General features: G+C 56.9%; 23 protein-coding genes. 14 read left to right on the top strand and 9 right to left on the bottom strand.

Annotated elements, in window-relative coordinates:
* Positions 1 to 68: 68 nt before the first annotated feature.
* Positions 69 to 1718: a chaperonin GroEL gene (gene groL / locus OE750_RS15095; protein WP_263765142.1), complete on the bottom strand. Its 1650-nt coding sequence runs from the start codon at positions 1716 to 1718 to the stop codon at positions 69 to 71.
* A gap of 37 nt (positions 1719 to 1755) precedes the next feature.
* A complete protein-coding gene (locus OE750_RS15090) occupies positions 1756 to 2043 on the bottom strand; it encodes a co-chaperone GroES (RefSeq protein WP_263765141.1) in 288 nt (95 codons plus the stop codon).
* A gap of 218 nt (positions 2044 to 2261) precedes the next feature.
* Between OE750_RS15090 and OE750_RS15085 the strand changes: the two genes are divergently transcribed.
* Together OE750_RS15085 and OE750_RS15080 are read left to right on the top strand one after the other, a co-directional pair.
* On the top strand, positions 2262 to 3251 hold the full coding sequence (locus OE750_RS15085) for a TraB/GumN family protein (protein ID WP_263765140.1): 990 nt from the start codon (positions 2262 to 2264) through the stop codon (positions 3249 to 3251).
* A gap of 3 nt (positions 3252 to 3254) precedes the next feature.
* Positions 3255 to 4148 (top strand): alpha/beta fold hydrolase, encoded by an 894-nt coding sequence (locus tag OE750_RS15080; RefSeq protein WP_263765139.1) that lies wholly within the window; start codon positions 3255 to 3257, stop codon positions 4146 to 4148.
* Between the two features lie 59 nt (positions 4149 to 4207).
* Here OE750_RS15080 and OE750_RS15075 read toward each other — a convergent pair whose 3' ends face one another.
* Both OE750_RS15075 and OE750_RS15070 read right to left on the bottom strand, forming a co-directional pair.
* Complete coding sequence (locus OE750_RS15075) at positions 4208 to 4405, bottom strand: hypothetical protein (RefSeq protein ID WP_263765138.1); 198 nt, start codon at positions 4403 to 4405, stop codon at positions 4208 to 4210.
* Positions 4406 to 4471: 66 nt separating this feature from the next.
* A complete protein-coding gene (locus OE750_RS15070) occupies positions 4472 to 5134 on the bottom strand; it encodes a DUF2161 domain-containing phosphodiesterase (protein ID WP_263765137.1) in 663 nt (220 codons plus the stop codon).
* 94 nt (positions 5135 to 5228) lie between these two features.
* Here OE750_RS15070 and OE750_RS15065 point away from each other — a divergent pair, with 94 nt between their 5' ends.
* From OE750_RS15065 to OE750_RS15055, 3 genes are all read left to right on the top strand, one after another.
* Entirely contained in the window at positions 5229 to 6149 is a 921-nt protein-coding gene (locus OE750_RS15065; RefSeq protein ID WP_263765136.1) for a manganese-dependent inorganic pyrophosphatase, read from the top strand.
* Between the two features lie 64 nt (positions 6150 to 6213).
* Complete coding sequence (locus OE750_RS15060; RefSeq protein WP_263765135.1) at positions 6214 to 6906, top strand: SGNH/GDSL hydrolase family protein; 693 nt, start codon at positions 6214 to 6216, stop codon at positions 6904 to 6906.
* 209 nt (positions 6907 to 7115) lie between these two features.
* A complete protein-coding gene (locus tag OE750_RS15055) occupies positions 7116 to 7991 on the top strand; it encodes a TIGR01459 family HAD-type hydrolase (RefSeq protein WP_263765134.1) in 876 nt (291 codons plus the stop codon).
* 60 nt (positions 7992 to 8051) lie between these two features.
* Here the strand turns inward: OE750_RS15055 and OE750_RS15050 are convergent, their stop codons facing one another.
* Positions 8052 to 9470 (bottom strand): NCS1 family nucleobase:cation symporter-1, encoded by a 1419-nt coding sequence (locus tag OE750_RS15050; RefSeq protein WP_263765133.1) that lies wholly within the window; start codon positions 9468 to 9470, stop codon positions 8052 to 8054.
* A 246-nt stretch (positions 9471 to 9716) separates the two neighbouring features.
* Here OE750_RS15050 and OE750_RS15045 point away from each other — a divergent pair, with 246 nt between their 5' ends.
* The 6 genes from OE750_RS15045 to OE750_RS15020 all read left to right on the top strand — a co-directional run bounded on the left by OE750_RS15045 (position 9717) and on the right by OE750_RS15020 (position 15233).
* A complete protein-coding gene (locus OE750_RS15045) occupies positions 9717 to 10373 on the top strand; it encodes a GntR family transcriptional regulator (protein ID WP_263765132.1) in 657 nt (218 codons plus the stop codon).
* 126 nt (positions 10374 to 10499) lie between these two features.
* The gene (locus OE750_RS15040) at positions 10500 to 10943 is read left to right on the top strand and encodes a MaoC family dehydratase (protein ID WP_263765131.1); all 444 of its coding nucleotides are present in this window, start codon (positions 10500 to 10502) and stop codon (positions 10941 to 10943) included.
* An 85-nt stretch (positions 10944 to 11028) separates the two neighbouring features.
* Positions 11029 to 12717, top strand: coding sequence for a tetratricopeptide repeat-containing sulfotransferase family protein (locus OE750_RS15035; RefSeq protein WP_263765130.1), 1689 nt, complete (start codon positions 11029 to 11031; stop codon positions 12715 to 12717).
* Between the two features lie 55 nt (positions 12718 to 12772).
* Positions 12773 to 13711, top strand: a complete 939-nt coding sequence (locus OE750_RS15030; protein WP_263765129.1) for a bifunctional riboflavin kinase/FAD synthetase — start codon at positions 12773 to 12775, stop codon at positions 13709 to 13711.
* Positions 13708 to 14187, top strand: a complete 480-nt coding sequence (locus tag OE750_RS15025) for a YcgN family cysteine cluster protein (protein WP_263765128.1) — start codon at positions 13708 to 13710, stop codon at positions 14185 to 14187. Before OE750_RS15030 ends, OE750_RS15025 begins: the two co-directional genes overlap by 4 nt.
* Positions 14187 to 15233, top strand: a complete 1047-nt coding sequence (locus OE750_RS15020) for a threonine aldolase family protein (RefSeq protein WP_263765127.1) — start codon at positions 14187 to 14189, stop codon at positions 15231 to 15233. The genes OE750_RS15025 and OE750_RS15020 overlap by 1 nt, the downstream gene beginning before the upstream one ends.
* Before the next feature lie 97 nt (positions 15234 to 15330).
* Here OE750_RS15020 and OE750_RS15015 read toward each other — a convergent pair whose 3' ends face one another.
* A complete protein-coding gene (locus OE750_RS15015) occupies positions 15331 to 15894 on the bottom strand; it encodes a DNA-3-methyladenine glycosylase I (protein ID WP_263765126.1) in 564 nt (187 codons plus the stop codon).
* A gap of 119 nt (positions 15895 to 16013) precedes the next feature.
* Here OE750_RS15015 and OE750_RS15010 point away from each other — a divergent pair, with 119 nt between their 5' ends.
* From OE750_RS15010 to phbB, 3 genes are all read left to right on the top strand, one after another.
* Entirely contained in the window at positions 16014 to 16853 is an 840-nt protein-coding gene (locus OE750_RS15010) for an EAL domain-containing protein (RefSeq protein WP_263765125.1), read from the top strand.
* Positions 16854 to 16968: 115 nt separating this feature from the next.
* The gene (locus OE750_RS15005) at positions 16969 to 18144 is read left to right on the top strand and encodes an acetyl-CoA C-acetyltransferase (RefSeq protein WP_263765124.1); all 1176 of its coding nucleotides are present in this window, start codon (positions 16969 to 16971) and stop codon (positions 18142 to 18144) included.
* A gap of 160 nt (positions 18145 to 18304) precedes the next feature.
* Entirely contained in the window at positions 18305 to 19027 is a 723-nt protein-coding gene (gene phbB, locus OE750_RS15000; RefSeq protein ID WP_263765123.1) for an acetoacetyl-CoA reductase, read from the top strand.
* A gap of 118 nt (positions 19028 to 19145) precedes the next feature.
* On the opposite strand, the gene OE750_RS14995 is transcribed toward phbB, so the two are convergent.
* The 3 genes from OE750_RS14995 to OE750_RS14985 all read right to left on the bottom strand — a co-directional run bounded on the left by OE750_RS14995 (position 19146) and on the right by OE750_RS14985 (position 20380).
* Entirely contained in the window at positions 19146 to 19319 is a 174-nt protein-coding gene (locus OE750_RS14995; protein ID WP_263765122.1) for a YdcH family protein, read from the bottom strand.
* Between the two features lie 94 nt (positions 19320 to 19413).
* Positions 19414 to 20172 (bottom strand): tRNA1(Val) (adenine(37)-N6)-methyltransferase, encoded by a 759-nt coding sequence (locus tag OE750_RS14990; protein ID WP_263765121.1) that lies wholly within the window; start codon positions 20170 to 20172, stop codon positions 19414 to 19416.
* Entirely contained in the window at positions 20159 to 20380 is a 222-nt protein-coding gene (locus tag OE750_RS14985) for a DUF2007 domain-containing protein (RefSeq protein ID WP_263765120.1), read from the bottom strand. The genes OE750_RS14990 and OE750_RS14985 overlap by 14 nt, the downstream gene beginning before the upstream one ends.
* Between the last annotated feature and the right edge of the window lie 98 nt (positions 20381 to 20478).

Here is a 20478-nt window from a genome sequence, read left to right as displayed (position 1 = left end):
CCCTCTCGGTGGGTTTTCTTCCAGAAAACCACCTGTCGGGCAGACAGAATTCGCTACGCGAATTCGTCTTACATCATGCCGCCCATGCCGCCCATGCCGCCCATGTCGGGCATGCCGCCACCTGCGCCACCGTCTTTTGACGGTTTGTCAGCAACCATGGCTTCTGTTGTGATCAGAAGGCCCGCAACCGAAGCTGCGTCTTGCAGAGCTGTGCGAACAACTTTCGCAGGGTCGATAACGCCGAACTTGAACATGTCGCCATATTCTTCTGTCTGTGCGTTGAAGCCGAACTTCAGGTCGCTGCTTTCGCGGATTTTGCCCGCAACAACCGCTCCGTCAACACCGGCGTTCTCGGCGATCTGGCGCAGAGGCGCTTCGACAGCTTTGCGAACGATGTTGATGCCGACGCTCTGGTCGTTGTTCTCGCCTTCAAGACCGTCAAGAACCTTGCCAGCCTGAACGAGAGCAACACCGCCGCCCACAACGATACCTTCCTGAACAGCCGCGCGTGTGGCGTTCAGAGCATCGTCAACACGGTCTTTGCGCTCTTTCACTTCCACTTCTGTCATGCCGCCAACGCGGATAACAGCAACACCACCTGCGAGTTTCGCAACACGCTCCTGGAGTTTTTCACGGTCGTAATCAGATGTTGTTTCTTCGATTTGCGTGCGGATTTGTGCCACGCGCGCTTCGATTTCGGCTTTGTTACCAGCGCCATCAACGATTGTTGTTTCGTCTTTGGTGATGGAGATTTTCTTGGCCGTGCCGAGCATGTCCATTGTGACAGACTCAAGCTTCATGCCGAGGTCTTCCGAGATCACCTGACCACCTGTGAGGATCGCGATGTCTTGCAACATGGCTTTGCGGCGGTCGCCGAAGCCGGGTGCTTTAACAGCCGCAATTTTCAGACCGCCACGCAGTTTGTTAACCACGAGTGTCGCAAGAGCTTCGCCTTCAACATCTTCTGCGATGATGAGAAGCGGCTTTTGGGACTGGATCACTTGCTCGAGAAGCGGAACCATCGCTTGAAGTGATGACAGCTTTTTCTCGTGAAGCAGGATGAGGCAGTCTTCCAGCTCTGCAACCATTTTGTCAGGGTTTGTCACGAAGTAAGGTGACAGGTAACCGCGGTCAAACTGCATGCCTTCAACAACAACGGTCTCTGTTTCGAGGCCTTTGTTTTCTTCAACGGTGATAACACCTTCGTTGCCGACTTTTTGCATCGCGTCTGCGATTTGCTGGCCAATTTCGCGCTCGCCGTTGGCTGAGATCGTGCCAACCTGGGCAACTTCGTCAGAGCCTGACACGTCACGGGCTGCTGCTTTGATCGCTTCAACGACTTTGCTTGTGGCAAGGTCGATACCGCGCTTCAGATCCATCGGGTTCATGCCCGCGGCAACCGATTTCATGCCTTCTTTGACAATGGCTTGTGCCAGAACTGTCGCAGTTGTTGTGCCGTCGCCGGCTTCGTCGTTGGTGCGTGAGGCCACTTCTTTGACCATCTGCGCGCCCATGTTTTCGAACTTGTCTTCAAGCTCGATCTCTTTGGCAACAGAGACACCGTCTTTGGTGATGCGTGGTGCGCCGAACGATTTGTCGAGCACTACGTTGCGGCCTTTCGGGCCGAGAGTAACTTTAACCGCGTCGGCAAGAATGTTCACACCTTTGAGCATCCGGTTGCGGGCGTCGGTTCCAAACTTTACGTCTTTAGCTGACATAGTTTGCTCCTAATTTATTTGAATTTCGGGGGGACAGTTAGGCAATGATGCCCATGATGTCGGATTCTTTCATGATCAAAAGCTCTTCGCCGTCAATCGTGACTTCTGTGCCGGACCATTTGCCAAACATAATGCGGTCGCCCGCTTTTACGTCCATTGCAATGCGATCGCCGTCTTCGTCGCGTGCACCCGCACCAACAGAAACGATCACGCCTTCGGCGGGCTTTTCTTTTGCGCTTTCGGGGATGATCAATCCGCCAGCTGTTTTTTCTTCGCCTTCTACGCGGCGAACGACTACGCGGTCGTGAAGCGGTGTAAATGCCATCTCTCGAGGCTCCTTACGCTTGAGTTTCAATATCCAACCCGGCTTCTAACCAGGTTTAGCACTCACTACATAGGAGTGCTAACGGCGCATAGCTAGGGCGCGTTCAGGAATGAGTCAAGAAAGGTAGCAAAAAATTTGTGACTATCTGTTTCTTCATCCGCAGCTTGCGTCACCGATCCCTGCATCATAGCCTCACATCAAACACTTCAGAGGCCCCAATGCTGCGCACCCTTCTTCTCACAGCTCTTCTCGTCCTGCCCGTCACGGCCCATGCCGACGCTTGCACAGGTCGAAACCTGTTCACAACCATGCCTCCGCCCGAGATTGCCAGCCTAAATGCCAAAGCCGCGACACAGCCCTATGCCGAAGGACTGCTCTGGCAGGCCACCAAAGGTGCGCGCACCATCACGCTTTTTGGCAGCTATCATCTGCCCCACGAGTTCACCGAAGCGCACCTTGAGCGCCTTCTGCCCCTCGCCAGCACTGCTGATGTCACCTACTTCGAGATGAACGCCGCCGATACAAAGCGCTTCGAACGTGAGATGGCGCAAAAACCCGACATGATGTTTGTCACCTCGGGGCCGACCCTTCCCAGCCTTCTCACGCCCGAGGAATGGGCCTCTGTTCAGGTCAAGATGCAGGCACGCGGCTTTCCGGCTTTCATGACAGCCAAGATGAAGCCGTTTTTCGTCTCGATGATGCTCGGCATGAGCCCCTGCAAAATGCGCCTTATGCAGCAAGGCGATTTGGGCATTGACCGCGCCCTCGCCGAGGCACTCGCCGAAGAGGGGCTACCCACCCGCTCGATTGAAGACTACCGCACCGTCGCCACGCTTTTTGATGCTTTCTCCTCCGAAAAGCAGATCGAATTTCTGCGGCTCTCGCTACTTGAGCTGGTCAATCCTGACGATATGGTCGAAACACTCTATCAAAGTTACATAGCCGAAGAAATCGCGTTAATCTGGGAATACACCGAGGCACTTTCCCTTGAAACAGGCGGAGAAAATGCCGCCGAAGATTTTGCTCTCTTCGAGCAACTTCTGCTCACCAACCGCAACACAGCATGGCGCTCCGAGCTGCTCGCCGCTCCTGAAAAAGATATCCTCGTCGTGGTTGGCGCCGCGCATTTCCCCGGTGAAAACGGTGTGCTGAACCTGCTTGCAAATGAGGGCTACGCCATCACCCGCCTCAAACTCAATCAGGAATAATCCATGCAACTCAAAGCCAACGGTATTACCCTAGAAGTGCAGGATCATGGCGAGGCAGCCAACCCAGCCCTCATCCTTATTCGCGGGCTTGGCACACAGCTGGTTCACTGGCCCGACAACCTGATCAACGGCTTTGTCGCCGCAGGCTTTCGCACCATCGTTTTCGACAACCGCGATGTCGGCCTTTCACAACGCTTTGACGATGCCCCTGCGCTCTCGCAGGCCGACGATATCATCGCAGCTGCCATGCGCGGCGAAGCCATCGAAGAGGCCTACGCCCTTACCGATATGGCAGCCGATGTGATCGGAATCATGGACGCGCTCGGCATCAAGCGCGCGCATATCTTCGGCATCTCCATGGGCGGAGCCATCGCCCAGCTTCTCGCTCTCCACCATCCCGAGCGCCTCCTGACAGATACGATCGTGATGACAACCTGTCGCCCGCTCGTCGAACGCGGCGCTGTAGCCGAGCTTTTGCCTCAGCTCGTGGCGCGTGATGACGCCTCGCTTGAAGCGGCCGAAGATGCACTGATGGCGGAATACGGTATCTGGGGCAGCCCCGGTTACCCTGCCGATGAAGCCTACATTCGCGCGCAGGCCCGAGCCGCCTACCTGCGAGGAGGCCCAAAGGCCGCTGGTATCAACCGCCAGCTTCTCGCCACGATGAACGCCCCCGACAGGCGGCCCGCCTTGAACAAAATCGAAATGCCCTGCTGTGTTATTCACGGGCTGGACGACACCCTCATCCCGCCCGAACTTGGCGCCGAGATTGCCGAACACATCAAAGGCAGCGAATACCACCCGATCAAAGGCATGGGGCATATCATCACCCCGCTCCTATCGCCCGAAATTGTAAGACTTGTCGCCACGTTCATAAAAACAAAAAGCCCCCGCTAGGAGGCTTCTCAAGGCTCGGTATGTTGACAAGAGCTCAGCCCTGCCTTCCCTGCTTATGCTTAGTAAGCTACCGGGTTACAGCCTTCGCCTGCAACATCGTCGCAACCTCTGGCTTGTGCGCCGTAAAGGTTCTGATAAGAAGCTTCGCTCATTTGAACCTGAACAAGGTTTTCACCCGCGTTGCGCGAGCCACATGCAGAAAGGCTGGCAACCATGGCAAGGGAAGCAGCAGAAAGGAAAAAGGATTTACGTGTCATTGGGGCAGCTCCAAAAAGTTATCCACTCCAGTTTTAACCATGTCTGACGAAATCACAAGCGCAAGATCACCTTGAGGGCTTCATCGCCGCACGCCCCACAGAGCTCAGCGCATAAACGCCTTTATCCGCTTTTTCAAACCAACCGTAGTAATTGGCGCGCATCATTATCGTCGCCCGCTCAACGCCGGTTGCGGCCTTCACATCGCGCCCGCGGCATGGCCCGTGCTTAGCCAGATGGCGGGCGCATTTCTCAGCCCCCTGCCTATAAGCGGTCATAATCGTTTCGCGGCTCATGCCGCCAGCGTTCGGATCACCTTCGCGGGCCTCGAACTCGCGCATCAACGCGGCCTTCTTCGGCTTTGACTTACGCGGCTGAAAAGCCGCAGGGTCGCTGTGTGCCTGCACTGTCCCGTCTTCAAGGTTTACCGATAGAACCCCCAAAGCAAGCCGCTTGCACAAGCCGACATTGGCTTTGAACGCCTTCCAGCCTGCCCGCCCCTTCCAACGCGGCACAGCCACATACACACTGTCCGTCAGCCTTTGCCGTGCAATGGCCTGATGCATAAGCTGAAGCGAGAACCCGGTCTTGAGTTCCACAATCACCGGCTCCTCGCCCGCGCGCCGCGCCACAACATCGGCTGCACCCACCTCGCCTTTCACATCATAGCCCAAGGCTTCAAGATAGGCTTTCACAGGAGCGTAGAGCTCGGTTTCTTTCAACTTTGTCATGGAGGTAATCTGCCCCGAGCAAGGCCTCGTGACAAGCCCGCATCATAAGCCTATAAGGCGCGCAAATCAGTCTAATCTTGCAGGAGCAGCCGTAATGACAACCCTCGTTCTGGGCCACAAATCCCCCGACACCGACAGCACAGGCTCGCCCATCCTCTGGGCGTGGTATCTCAACGAAGTCAAAGGCCAAAGCGCCGAAGCCGTGCTTCTGGGCGAGCCCAACACCGAGGCTGCCTTCATGCTCGCAAAATGGGATCTCCCCAAGCCCCGCATTATCGCCGATCTGGATGAAGACCAGCCCTGCGTGATCGTCGATACAAACAACCCCGCCGAGCTGCCCGCAGGTGTGAACAACGCCGATGTGCAGGCCATCATTGATCACCACAAGCTCGTTGGCGGCCTTGAAACAAAAGGCCCGATCGAGATCACCATTCGCCCACTCGCTTGCACCGCCACCTTGATGATCGACCTCATGGGCGATGACGCCGTCAAAATGCCCGACTGGGCCAAAGGCGCAGCTCTCACCTGCATTCTCTCGGATACGCTCGAGTTCCGCTCACCCACAACCACACCGCACGACAAGGCCGTGGCCGAACAGCTCGCACGCGATCTGGGTGTCGATATCCCCGCCTACGCCGCAGAAATGTTTGCCGCCAAGTCTGATGTTTCCGCCTTCTCCGATGCCGAGCTTCTGCGCATGGACAGCAAGGAATACGAAGTCGCCGGCACGAAATTCCGCGTCTCCGTGCTCGAAACCACAGCGCCCGAGACAGTGCTCAGCCGCAAGGCAAGCCTGATCGACAGCTTGGCATCCGTTGCAAAAGAAGATGGCGTGGATCAGGTGCTGCTCTTTGTGGTCGATATCCTGAACGAAGAAGCCACGCTGCTTGTGCCAAACGAACTGGTCAAAACACTCGCCGAGAAAAGCTTCGGCGCAACGGTTTCTGGCGATGCGGTCGTTCTGCCAGGTATCATGAGCCGCAAAAAACAGATCATCCCAAGCCTCAAACTCTGATCTGCTGCCAATCAATCAAAAGGCGCTCCATTCAGGGGCGCCTTTTCTCTTTATGGCCGTTCTCATGCTCGCAAAAATTGCCCTATCTCCCCTCCTCGCCGTTCAAGCGCTGCAAGTGCGCGCCCGCGCGCTGCAACTGCCCGAGCCCGACGGCACACGCACAGGCCAAGCGGGACAGGGTGCGCCCCTGCGCCTGCTCATTGTTGGCGATAGCTCTGCAGCAGGTGTCGGCGCATCACACCAAACGCGTGCGCTTACGGGCCAACTCAGCGAACGCCTAAGCGTGCAACATAACTTCTCGTGGCAGCTTGAGGCGAAAACCGGCGCGACCACAGCCTTGACCATCGCACATCTAAATGCCCTGCCAGCTCAGGCGTTTGATGCCGCCCTCGTTGTGCTCGGCGTCAACGATGTCACCCGCCTTGTGCGCCCGAAGGTCTGGCTTGAGCAACAACAAACCCTGCACAGCCTTCTGCAGCACAAATTCGAAATACAGCACATCTATCGCTCGGGTCTGCCACCGATGGCGCATTTTTCGCTGCTGCCCCAGCCCCTGCGCCGTATTCTCGGAGCCGATGCGGCACGACTTGATCATGCCCTCGCGCAGCTTTGCGCTGCCAGCACGGCACTCACCCATATCCCGCTCGACCTGCCCTTCGCCTCCGAATATCTCGCCGAAGACGGTTTTCACCCTTCCGAGGCAGCCTATGCCCGATGGGCTGAATTGCTCACACCCCATTTCCTCAAAACCCCCTAACTCTTTTTCTTGCTCCAAATATCCCCGCCGGAGGCTCCGCGCTATCCATAGGCGCGCCCTTGGGAGAGGCTTCCCCACTCTCGCAGTTCTGTTGCGGATTTTCGCAGAAAATCCGCCCACCGCGACGCAGCAAAGCTGCGGCGCAACCCCTCTTTTCAACCCCCCGCCCTCCTGCCATAACACTCTCAAGCCTTAAAGGAGCCTGCCCCATGACCCGTATCATCCCCGCTCTCAGCGAAATCTCTGCCCAATATGACGCTCTCTTCGTCGATCTATGGGGCTGCGTCCATGACGGCGTCAAAGCATTCCCCGAGGCCGTGGCCGCACTTCAGGCCTATCGCGCCAGCGGCGGGATTGTGATCCTTGTCACGAACTCCCCCAAACCTCGTGAGGGCGTCGCCAGCCAGCTTGTCCAGTTCGGTGTGTCTGACGATGCCTATGACAGCATCGCAAGCTCGGGTGATTCTGCGCGCGCCGCCATGTTCCGCGGAATGGTTGGGGAAAAGGTCTATTTCATGGGTGAATGGGAACGCGACGCAGGCTTCTTTGAGCCGATGGAGATCATCCATGAGCCTGTGAATATCACCCGGGTCCCCTTGCCGGAGGCCGAAGGCATCGTCTGCTGCGGCCCGTTTGACCCGATGGCAGATCCCGCTGTGAACCGCCCCGATTTTCTCTATGCCAAGCAAAAGGGCATGAAACTACTCTGCGCCAACCCCGATATCGTTGTCGACCGTGGCGAGGTGCGCGAATGGTGCGCGGGAGCCTTGGCCGCGCTTTACACCGAGATGGGCGGCGAAAGCCTCTACTTCGGCAAACCCCATCCCCCAATCTACGATCTGGCCCGCCGCCGCCTCGCAGCGCTCGGAAGCAAGGCCGACACCAGCCGCATCCTCGCCATCGGCGATGGCATCCACACCGACATTCAGGGCGCGCAAGGCGAAGATATCGACTCTCTCTTCATCACAGGTGGCCTCGCCGCTTCAGAAACCAAAACCGGCAACCAGCCCGATGCAGAAGCCCTCGACGCCTTTGTAACCAAAGCAATGGTTACACCGACCTTCGCCATAGGCCGCCTGCGCTGAGCAAAAATAGAAACGGCCCGCACAAGGCGGGCCGCTCCTGAAGCATCCAAGCTCTCGGGCTTAGCGCTTGCCGTTGCTCATAATGTAGAAAACGATCCCGCCAAGCAGCGCGCCGATCACCCAGGCATAACCACTCAACACAGCCAGCGCCGGAACCCAAACCGCCGCGATCGAGAAAACCGCCGCAATCGCCATGGCGACAAGCGCGGTGTTGTTCCATCCGTTTGTATAGTGATACTCGCCACCTTCCATGTTGTAGAGGTCATCACGGTTCAGCTCTTCACGGCGCAAGAGATAGTAATCGACAATCATGATGCCATAGAGAGGCGCAAGCACGGCCCCCAGCGTGTTCACAAACCCGCCAATGCCGACTTCACTGATAAACGCAGTCCATAGTCCGCCAATCACCAGGGCAAAGCCCGAGGTGATAAGCCCCGCCATGCGAAAGCTGATCGACTTCGGCGCAAGGTTGGCAATCCCGTTCACCGCAGGAATGAAGTTGGCCACAAGGTTAATGCCAACCGTTGCTGCAAAAAAGGTAATCGCCGCAATCACACCCAGCAACACCGAGTCGGTGCGCGCCACAATATCGGTCGGATTGATAAGCTTTTCACCATAAACCACAGCCGCACCAGCCGTCGTCAGAAGCGCCAGCGCCGAAAACAGGATCATGTTGAAAGGCAAGCCCGCAAGGTTGCCCTTCTTCATCGCGCTCTTGTCTTTGGCATAGCGTGAGAAGTCCGAGAAGTTGATCATCACAGCAGCAAAATAAGCCACCATCGTGCCGACAATCGCCACAAAACCGGCAATCTCCGTGCCCCATGTGCCTTCCGGGTTGGCAAAGATTGTGCGCGCCTCACTCAGAAGCATTCCGTCCGATTTGACCCAAAGCACAATCACAAGCCCGATCATAACCGCATAAACAAACGGTCCCGCAAAGTTGAGGAAGCCTTCAACCCAGTCCATCCCGCGCCAGAAAATCACGATGTGAAAGGCCCAGACGATCAGGAACGCAACCCAATCGACCCCGTCCAAGCCAAGCATCTGAGCTCCAGGCTCAAGGCCCGTGACCGAGCGGATGAGCAGGGAAATGGCAGTCGAGGCGAAATAGACCTGAACACCATACCAGAAGACAGCCGTGATGGCCCGCAATATAGCGGGCAGCTTGGCACCCTGCGTGCCCATACTGGCGCGCGCGAAAACGGGATAAGGGATACCGTATTTTTCACCTGCCGCGCCGGAGAGGTTCACAAGAAACATCACAAACAATCCTGCAGCAATCAGCGCCGTGAAGGCTGTCCAGCCGCTCACACCAAATGATATGAAAAGAGATGCCACAAGCGTGTAGCCAAAAAGCGACTGAACATCATTCGCCCAAATGTTGAAAATAGCAAACCAGCCCCAAGTCTTTTGGTCCTTGCTCACGGGGTTGAGCGTGTCGTGGTCCCCTTGCGCGCCATGCGCTCCTGAGTTGTCCATGTTGTTCTCCAGTTTCTGTCCCTGTTGATCCCGCTCCGAGATACCTGTTTTGCGGCTCCCTTGAGTCAGGTGCTTTGTTGATGTCGACATCATCAAAAATTGCACCTAACATGTTAGAAGAAATTTCTTCTGGCAGATATATCGGGAAACCAAGTAAGTGTTTATTGAATTGCCTGCAAATCAAGGCCAATAAGGCAGGCCATCCGCCCATTTTTACCGCACTCAAAAAACCTGCAAGGGGGCGTAATGCCAAAAGAAAAACCCGATCTTCAGACCGAACGAGCTTTGTCTGCATTGCTTCAACAGCTGCGCAGCGGTGAGCTTGCAGGTGGCACATTCCTGTCCATGCCGATGCTCGTGGAAAGCCTCGATATGCCAATCTCTTCTGTGCGCGAGGCCGTAAAACGAGCCGAAGCCACAGGGCTTCTGACCATCCTGCCAAAACGCGGCATCATGGTTATGGACGCAGGTCCGGAAACAACCCGCGACTGTCTCGAGCTGCGCGCCATGTTTGATTGCGAGGGCGCACGCTGCCTGATCGAAAGGGGCTCGGAGATGCCACTCGGTGCATTACGGCAAAGCCACGAGTCGCTCTTGAAAGAAGCCGAACAGGAAGCTTTCCCCGATCTGTCCCCCCGCGCCATCTCAACGGATCTATTGCTGCACGACACGCTCGCTGCCGGTATTGGCTCCCAACTAGCGGCGCGTCTTTATGCCGAAAATCGTGACAGAATCGCCATCATCCAGAATTCACGTCCCTTTTTGCCCGCCCGTATCGTCTCGGCCATGCGGGAACACCTTGATATCATTGCTGCACTGGAGGCCCGTGACGTCTCTGCGGCACATGACGCGATCCGCACTCACCTGCGCAACACACTCGGTTGGTGGGGCGTTCAAAGTTGACGCCACTGAGTGACCGAAGCAGAGTTTCCACTTGATCTTTCTGCAACTGCGAAGTAATAAAGTTTCAATCAAAGGCCGCTTAGCGCCCGAATGTTACCAAGCCATATCACGTAAAGGAAGGGCACAATGTTGGATAATCTGCCCCGCGGGACCATCACAATCGAAGAAATCGAGATGGGCATGACGCGCCATCTGCGCAAAACAGTCACCGATGAAGACATCGAGATGTTCGCGCAAGTCTCGACCGATAGAAACCCGGTTCACCTTGATGATGCCTATGCCCAAGACACTATTTTTGAGGGCCGCATCGCCCATGGTATGCTCACAGCGGGCCTTATCTCGGCTGTGATCGGCGAGCAGCTCCCGGGCCACGGCACGGTTTACATGGGCCAGACACTCAAGTTCCTCGGCCCCGTCCGCCCCGGCGACACCGTTCTGGCCGAAGTCGAAGTGATCGGAATCGACGTGGCAAAGCGCCGCGTGCAGCTTGAAACCCGCTGCCTTGTGAACGGCAAGAAAGTCCTCATCGGCGAGGCAACCGTGCTCGCTCCCTCAGGCAAGTTCGACTGACCCTTCCCTAAGCCAAGGTGGACAGAGCGGCCAATTCGCGCCACAAGAGGGCGCAGTTTCAGCTCCCTAAATCCGCGAGGCCACTTTGCAAAACGATCCCGCCTATGCGCTGAGTGCGCGCATCCTGCAAAGCGCCGCCGCCTCGCCCCGCCGTGCTGAAAAAGAAGTCAAGCTCGCGCTCAAGACCCATCCTAAAAGTGCGCATCTGCATTTCGCAGCTGGCCTCATCGCGCTTCAGCAGAAAAAGCCGAAAGACGCGCGCAACAGCTTTATCCGCGCGATCAACACCGGCAATGCACCCGCCGCCGCCCACTTGAATGCAGCCTTGGTTGAGGCCGACATTGGCCAATTTCCCCGCGCGCTTGAAATGCTCGACCGTGCCAGTACCCGCTTCCCTGACGACCGCCAGTTTGAAACAACCGCAATCAAGCTTTGCCTGCAAACCCAAGAGCTTGATCTCGCCCAAGCCCGCATAAAAGCCGCAAGTGAGGCAGGGCTAACGGAAGAGTTACACTTCCTCGCTGGCCGCGTTTATGAAGCGCAGGGCAATCTGCCGCAAGCCATCGTGGCGTATGAGCAAGCCGGAGAAACACCCTTGGCGAAGGCTGCGCTCAGCCAGTGCTATGCCTTCACCAATCAGGAAGCCGCTGCGCTCAAGGCGGCCAAAGCGGGCCTCGCCCTCGCTCCGCAAGACCCTGCGCAGCGGTTCAATCTGGCGTGGCGACAGCTCGAAAGCGGCGCGTTTGACGAGGCCGCGCAGGGCTTTCACGCCTTGCTCACAGCACAGGAACAGCGTTTTGAAGCCTTCAGCGCGCTGGCAAGCCTGCCAACAGTCAAAGGCGCAGACGCCGCTGGTTTGGAAAACACCGCCAAAACTCTCGAAAAAGCGGCGCGCAGCCCCACGGAGAAAGGCCATGTCGCCATGGCTCAAGCGCATCTGGCAGAAAAGCGCGGTGACACAGCCGCTTTTCTCGCGGCCCTCGGAGCAGCCAATGCGTTTTATGCCAAAGACCGCCTCTATGATCACGCGGCCGATGCCAAGGCCCAAGCTCAGGTGTTTGAGGCGTTCGATACCCTGCCGGAAGCCGAAACCGCGCCTCACACACCCACGCCGATCTTCATCACAGGCATGATCCGCTCCGGCACAACCTTGCTTGATCGCCTGCTCTCCGCCTCTCCTGAGGTCAGCAGCCTCGGCGAAGCAGCCACCGTCAGCCGCCATTTCCGCACCACTCTCCCCCATGGCACAACCGAACTCGCAACCTTGCGCAGTGCTTACTCTGCGCTTCAGTCGCTTGTCCCTGATGCGGCCTTCACGCTTGATAAAATGCCCGTCAACGCACTCTATCTCGGATGGATCATGCGCGCTTTCCCAAATGCCAAACTCATCGTGATGGAGCGTGACCGCCGCGATGTGGCAGCCTCCGCCTTCACCTCATATTTCAACGCAGGGCCGATGAACTTCACTTTCCGCGAGGACTGGCTCATGCAAAAGCTTGACTTGTTTGAAGCCCAGATTGCGGGATGGGAAAGCCGCGGTGTGCCGTTCCTGCGCGTGTCCTATGAAAACCTCGTGCGCGAGCCACAAAGCGAACTCGACAGAATCACCGCCTATTGCGGTCTGCCGCCACTTGATGTTGCCGATCTCAGCCAAGCCAAAGGCGCTATTCGCACAGCAAGCTACGCGCAGGCCCGCCGCCCCGTAAACACAAGCTCTATCGGACGCTGGCAACAATTCGAACGCCTCCTGCCAAACCTTTGCAAAAACGGTTAGTGCCGCAATGCCCTGCCCTCTTGCGCCCCGCCCCGCCTAAGGCTACCCAAGCGCTATGCGAGTGATCCGCTCATATCAAAACGTCGCGGCAAAAGACCGTGGCGCTTCCGTTGCCATCGGCAACTTTGACGGTGTGCACCTTGGCCACCAGTCGGTGATCAACATCGCTCGCGGTGCAGGCGAGGCCACAGATGCACCTCTCGGTGTGCTCACATTCGAGCCGCACCCGCGCGCCTTTTTTGCGCCCGATGCCCCCGCCTTCCGCCTGATGAGCCCAGAAGCACGGCAGAACAGGCTCGCCAAATTGGGCGTCAAAATGCTCTATGAACTGCCCTTTAATGCCGAGCTGGCAGCCCTCACGCCGGAATCCTTCGCCCGTGACGTGATCGGCAAAGGGTTGGGCCTTGCCCATGTCGTCATCGGGGAAGACTTCCGCTTTGGCAAAGCCCGCGCTGGCACAGCGGAAGACCTCACACGCTTTGGCGCAGAGATGGGCTTTGGCGTCACCGTCGCCAAACTTGTCGCCGCGCAAGATGCTCAGGTCTCCTCCACAGCCATCCGCACGGCCCTGTCCGAGGGTCGACCGCGCGATGCAGCCGCCATGCTCGGCCATTGGCACAGATTTGAAGGCGCGGTGCAGCATGGCGCAAAGCGTGGCCGTGAACTCGGCTTCCCGACAGCCAATATGCACCTCACCAACCTGCACTTGCCCAAATTCGGCGTTTACGCTGTGGAAGTTGATGTTCTGTCTGGCCCCCACAAAGGCAGCTATACTGGCGCAGCCTCGCTTGGCACACGGCCGATGTTTGGCGAGAACACCCCCAATCTTGAAACTTACATTTTTGATTTCAAAGGCGATCTCTACGGCGAAACGCTCTCTGTGGCGCTGGTCGAGTATCTGCGCCCCGAAGAAACATTCGAGAGCCTTGAGGCCTTCATCGCCCAGATGCATGCCGATTGCGATCTCGCCCGCAGCATCCTGAGCAAGCTATGAACGAGCCCAAAGACCCGATCGCCCGCGACGGCCTCGCCCCCAAATTCTGGGAGCGCAAAAAGCTCGCCGAGTTGAGTGCCAAAGAATGGGAAGCCCTTTGCGATGGTTGCGGCAAATGCTGCCTCAACAAGCTTGAAGATGAAGATACTGGCGACGTTGCCCTCACCCGCGTTGCTTGCCGCCTGTTTGATGACACAACCTGCCGCTGCGCCCAATATGAAACGCGCCACCAGTTCGTGCCCGAGTGCATCAGCCTTACGGCCGAAAACCTCGAGGGGCATATCTACTGGATGCCCGAAACCTGCGCCTACAAGCTCCTGTGGCAAGGCAAGCCGCTCTTTGACTGGCATCCGCTCATAAGCGGCACTGCCGAAAGCGTACATGCGGCAGGAGTTTCCATGCTGCACCGCACCGTGCCCGAATTTGAAATCTCCGAAGACGACTGGGAAGACCACATAATAGAGGAACCGCGCTGATGTTTTTTGCCTCCGACAATTCCGGCCCCGCCCACCCCGAAGTGATGGCAGCCATATCGGCCGCCAACGAGGGTTACGCCATGCCATATGGCGCCGACACGATCATGGACGAGGTCCGCGCCCGCATCCGCACTCTCTTTGAAGCACCGGACGCGGCTGTCTACCTTGTCGCCACGGGCACAGCGGCAAACTCGCTGGCGCTGGCCACCATGTGCGCGCCTTACGAGACGGTGTTTTGCTCACCTACAGCCCACATCCACGAAGACGAATGCAACGCGCCCGAGTTCTACTCGGGCGGGGCGAAGCTTACGATTGTCGGCACGAGCGACCAGATGACACCTGACGCCCTGCGCGCCAGCATCGAATCAGAACAAACCCGCGGCGTTCACGGCCCGCAGCGCGGCCCCGTCTCGATCACCCAGGTGACCGAGCGCGGCGCGGTGCACACCCTTGCCGAAATCAAGGCTCTGGCTGATGTGGCAAAATCCTACGGCCTTGGCGTGCATCTTGACGGCGCGCGCTTTGCCAATGCGCAAGCGGCTCTCGGCTGCACAGCCGCCGAGATGACATGGAAATCCGGCGTTGATGTTGTGTCCTTCGGCGGCACTAAGAATGGCTGCATGGGCGTTGAAGCGGTTATCTTCTTTGACCCGGCCAAAGCATGGGAATTCGAATTGCGCCGCAAACGGGGGGCGCATCTGTTCTCCAAACACCGCTACCTCTCGGCGCAGATGCTGGCCTATCTGATCAATGATCTCTGGCTCACTTCCGCCAAACAGGCCAACGCCAACTGCGCACGGCTGGCTGCGGGTCTCAATGAAGTTGCAGGTGCGCGGATCACCAACCGGCCCGATGCCAACATCATCTTCGCCGAATTGCCTCGCGCCGCACATCAACGCCTCGCCGCAGCCGGGGCGCGCTACTATGTGCTCGCGGGTGATGTAGACATCGGAGATGCGGATGAGCCTTTGCCCTGCCGTCTGGTCTGCGACTGGTCGATCACCGAAGAGCTAATTGATGCATTTGTGGGCACTGCCAAAGGCTGAAGCGCAGAGCATATCTTAGCGCTCAAAACGTCTTCCACTGTCCATACAACCTGCCCTACAGGTTGCCATACTGCTTGCCACACGGTCGCGTCGCCGCCTAAAGACGTTTGACCTCGTCATGCCGAAAACAGGTTGTGAGGTGATCATTCACAAGCCCGCAAGCCTCCATCCATGCATAAACAATAGTCGGCCCACAAAATTTAAACCCACGTTTCTTCAAATCTTTGGAAAATTTTTGCGAGATTTCCGTCTGCGGCGGAACCTCTCCCAAACGCCCCCAGACGTTGTGCAAAGGCTCCCCGCCAACAAAGCTCCAGCAGTAGGTCGAGAAGCCTTCAGTGGCTTCGATTTCAAGATAAGCACGGGCATTTGTGATCGTCGCCTCGATCTTGCCACGATGGCGAATGATGCCCTCGTTCGCCAGCAATCGCAGCACATCATCCTCGCCCCACTCGGCAATTATTTCTGGGTTAAACTCATGAAAAGCCTCACGGAAATTATCACGTTTGCGCAGGATCGTAAGCCAGCTCAGCCCCGCCTGAAAGCCGTCAAGCACGAGCTTTTCCCAAAGCGCGCGGCTGTCCCGTTCGGGCACGCCCCACTCCTCGTCATGATACCTCACATACTCGGGATCATCCCCGTGCCAGCCACATCTTTCCACGTGTTTCTCCCTCGGTTTCAAAGCTCTGCTCAATTTTAGACGATCCTGCCACTTAAACGCTTGTTAGCAAATAGGCTGCAAACCTTCCCGCTCACCAGGCATCACGTGGGAGCGCTACGATGAACAACAGAAACAAGCTTTACAAGGCTACTGCCAACGAAGCCATCAATCCGCTTGGTTACGCGGTCGCAGCCCGCGACAAATCAGTCATGCAAATGGTCGAAATCGCCCTCCGCAACAAGCAGGTTTTGCTCGCCTACCAACCAATCGTTCAGGCAAAAGCACCTGATAAGATAGCTTTTTATGAAGCCCTTCTGCGCCTGACGGACGAGACTGGGCGGATCATTCCAGCCAAAGAGTTCATCACCGAAATCGAGACAACAGAGCTCGGCCGCATCATGGATTGCATCGCTCTGGAGAAGGGCCTGCGCACCCTCGCCCACCAACACGAGTTGCGCCTCTCCATCAACATGTCCGCGCGCTCCATCGGCTATCCGCGCTGGATGCGCACTTTGCGACAAGGTCTGCAGCGCAACGCCACAGTGGGCGAGCGCCTGATTCTCGAAATCACAGAAAGTTCGGCCATGACCGTGCCTGAGCTGGTGGTCACTTTCATGAGCGATCTGCAATCCAAGGGGGTTAGTTTCGCGCTTGATGACTTTGGCGCTGGCTATACATCCTTCCGCTACTTACGCGATTTCTACTTCGACATACTCAAAATTGACGGGCAGTTCATTCGCGGAATCAGCCAGAACCACGACAATCAGGTGCTTACCGGTGCGCTACAAGCAATTGCCGAGCAGTTCGATATGCTTACAGTCGCCGAGTTCGTAGAAAACCGCGAAGATGCTGCTTTCCTTGCTGAAATGGGCATCAACTGCCTGCAAGGCTACTACTTCGCCGCACCCACGGTAAGACCGGTATGGGAGCGCCCCGAACCAGAATCGCGGCGCGCCTGACCCTGCGTCGCTTCGCCTGCCCTGGTATGTTGTCGCGTTGAAACAAATAAGATATGCCTTGCCCAACAGCTCTGGCCGCAGGTGCGACTGGGCTTTTTCATGGGAAAGGAACGTCATGACCAACGTCGTAATCGCCTCTGCCGCCCGCACCGCGGTTGGCTCTTTCACTGGCTCGTTTGCCAATACCCCCGCGCATGACCTTGGCGCAGCTGTCTTGCAAGCCATCGTCGAGCGCGCAGGCATTGAAAAGGATGAAGTCTCCGAAACTATTCTCGGGCAGGTTCTCACCGCCGGACAAGGGCAAAACCCTGCTCGCCAAGCCCATGTCAACGCTGGCCTTCCGATCGAGAGCTCTGCCTGGAGCATCAATCAGGTCTGCGGCTCGGGGCTTCGCGCCGTGGCTCTCGGCGCACAACATATTCAACTGGGCGATGCCGATATCGTGGCGGCTGGCGGGCAAGAAAGCATGTCGCTCAGCCCCCACGTCGCACATCTGCGCAACGGAACGAAAATGGGCGATGTCAGCTATATTGACAGCATGATCCGTGACGGTCTTTGGGATGCCTTTAACGGCTACCACATGGGCCAGACAGCCGAAAACGTTGCTGAGAAATGGCAAATCAGCCGCGATGAGCAAGACAGATTTGCTGTCGCCTCACAAAACAAGGCCGAAGCGGCCCAAAAAGCTGGCAAATTTGCTGACGAGATCGCGGCATTTACGGTTAAGACACGAAAAGGTGACATCGTTGTCGATGCGGACGAATACATCCGCCACGGCGCAACAATGGAGGCCATGCAAAAATTGCGCCCCGCCTTTACCAAAGACGGTTCAGTAACAGCGGCCAACGCTTCGGGCCTCAATGATGGTGCAGCTGGTGTTCTTTTGATGAGCGCTAACAATGCCGAAAAACGCGGCATTGAGCCACTCGCGCGCATTGCGTCTTACGCAACCGTCGGTCTCGACCCGTCCATCATGGGTGTCGGCCCAGTTTATGCAAGCCGTAAAGCACTCGACAAAGCCGGCTGGAGCGTGAGTGATCTGGACCTTGTCGAAGCCAACGAGGCCTTCGCTGCTCAAGCATGTGCCGTAAACAAAGAGATGGGCTGGGACCCCGAGATCGTAAACGTCAACGGCGGGGCGATTGCCATTGGCCATCCGATCGGAGCCTCGGGCTGCCGTGTTCTCAACACGCTGTTGTTTGAAATGCAGCGCCGGGGCGCGAAAAAAGGTCTTGCGACCCTCTGCATCGGTGGCGGCATGGGCGTTGCTCTCTGTGTTGAGCGCCCGTAACCGGCCAACACGTTTACTATTCTGGTTTTCTAAGTTGGGGCGCTCTTTAGGGGGCGCTCCAATTTCATAATGCCCACCTATCTGCTTGCGCAATAATATTGCCTAAAATAGACTAATTGGGTAACAGGATTACGCTGGCAAAAACTTGGAGGAAAACATCATGGCACGAACGGCACTGGTCACGGGCGGCTCACGCGGAATTGGCGCGGCAATTTCAAAAGCGCTTAAGGCGGAAGGCTACAATGTGGCTGCAACCTATGCTGGCAACGATGAAGCGGCAGCGGCGTTTACTGCTGAAACCGGCATCAAAACCTACAAGTGGAACGTAGCAGACTATGACGAATCTGTTGCGGGTATCGCCAAGGTCGAAGCCGAAGTCGGGCCTGTCGATGTGGTCGTCGCCAATGCGGGCATCACCCGTGATGCGCCGTTTCACAAGATGACACCACAGCAATGGCACGAGGTGATCGACACCAACCTGACTGGCGTTTTTAACACAGTGCACCCTGTCTGGAACGGTATGCGCGAGCGCAAGTTTGGCCGCGTAATTGTTATCAGTTCCATCAACGGTCAGAAGGGGCAGTTTGCTCAAGTCAACTATGCAGCGACCAAAGCAGGTGATCTTGGTATCGTGAAGTCACTCGCCCAAGAGGGCGCGCGCGCGGGCATCACGGCAAATGCGATTTGCCCGGGTTATATTGCGACTGAAATGGTTATGGCAGTTCCTGAAAAAGTCCGGGAATCCATTATTGGCCAGATTCCGGCAGGTCGTCTTGGTGAGCCCGAAGAAATCGCGCGCTGCGTGGCCTTCCTTGCCTCCGATGATGCGGGCTTTATCAACGGGTCCACAATCTCTGCGAATGGCGGGCAGTTTTTCGTCTAAGACATTTTCAAGAGAGAGCTTTAAGGCCGCGCCGAAAGGGGCGGCCTTTTCATGTGAGTCTAACTAAAAAACGCGCCCCGAATTTCAGGGGCGCGTTGTGGGCCAGATATTACCTGTTTCAGCCAGCCGTGGCTTCAAAACGGGAAATTTGTTCTTTAATTTTCAGCTTTTGCTTCTTCAGTTCAGCAATCTCTGAATCTGTTGCGCTTGGTGTGCGTTGAAGGAGTTCCACACGGTCGGAGAGGGTTTGGTGCTTTCTTTTCAGTTCTTCTACGTGTCCGTTCAAGCTCATTGCAATCTCCTCTCAATATGTTGCGTTCTCAGTCGAGCATATCAAACATAATAAGTCACGCCGCAGTTGCGAGAGGATGAGCAATAAAATGCTGTCAAATCTTCGGAAATGGCAATGCGGCTGCATTTCTGAGCACTGCGCTGACATTCGGAGCATAGCTTTCAGCGTCTCTCATATGCCGCGTGCCTTCGTGCATTACGAGCCCTGCATGAAGGCGAAAAGCGGCTTTTCCGCTATGACGGGCCCGTAAAAGCACCAGTTGTGAAGCTTGCTCCGTGCGGGGCAAGATGGGCCAAAGCTCGATTGAGCCGAGATAGTCTGGCAGCGCCGTCAGAAGCTCTGGCACACGTTCGGTGCGACAAATCAGCGTAAGGTAGCCTTTGGGCGCAAGCCGGCGGGCGGCAGCTTCAAGCCAAAGGGGGAGAGACGCCCCACCGAGAGCGGTTTCGCGGCCTTCGTCGGGCGCCTTGGAACCTGTCCCACGATCAAAATATGGCGGGTTGGTTAACACGTGATTAAAGCGCCGTTCCTTCAAACTTGCCGGCATTTCATTAACGTTGCCTCGATGAACCGTTAATGCGATTCTGTTCTCCGAGGCGTTTTTCAGCGCCAAATCCGCGTAAAACGGTTGAATTTCCAAACCGTGCAGGTCCAGGCCTTCAATTCGGGTGCCGAGGCAGAGCGCCGCGGCCCCTGCTCCGCAGCCCAGATCAAGCACGCTTTCACCTGCTTTGGCGGAGATAGTGGCGGCCAGCAGAACGGGATCGACGCCTGCACGGTAGCCCTGCTTTGGTTGCCAAAGCTTTAAGCGCCCGCCCAGAAAGGCATCGTGGGTGAGCTCAGACGTGCTCATACGGCTCAAGCCCGTTGTCGCGCAGGGTTTGAGCGGCGTCGTCATACTCATCATCCGCAACCATCAGACGGCGCGGGAAAATTCCGATGCTGCCTTCGAGCACGCTCATATTTACGTCCATTTCAAACACGGCTATACCCTCGCCCTGAAGCAGAGCTTGGGCGAAGGCCAGATCGGCAAGATTGTTTGTGCTAAGAAGCTGTTTCATAAAGTGAATATGACCATTCGGCGGCGAATGTCGAGGTGTCTGACGGGAGCGTGAAGAGCTTGAACGAGACAACAAACAAACCGCACGAAAAACTCGCC

The sequence above is a fragment of the Lentibacter sp. XHP0401 genome (assembly GCF_025751535.1).
Lineage (GTDB): Bacteria > Pseudomonadota > Alphaproteobacteria > Rhodobacterales > Rhodobacteraceae > Lentibacter.
This window is presented reverse-complemented; position numbering and strand designations above follow the sequence as displayed.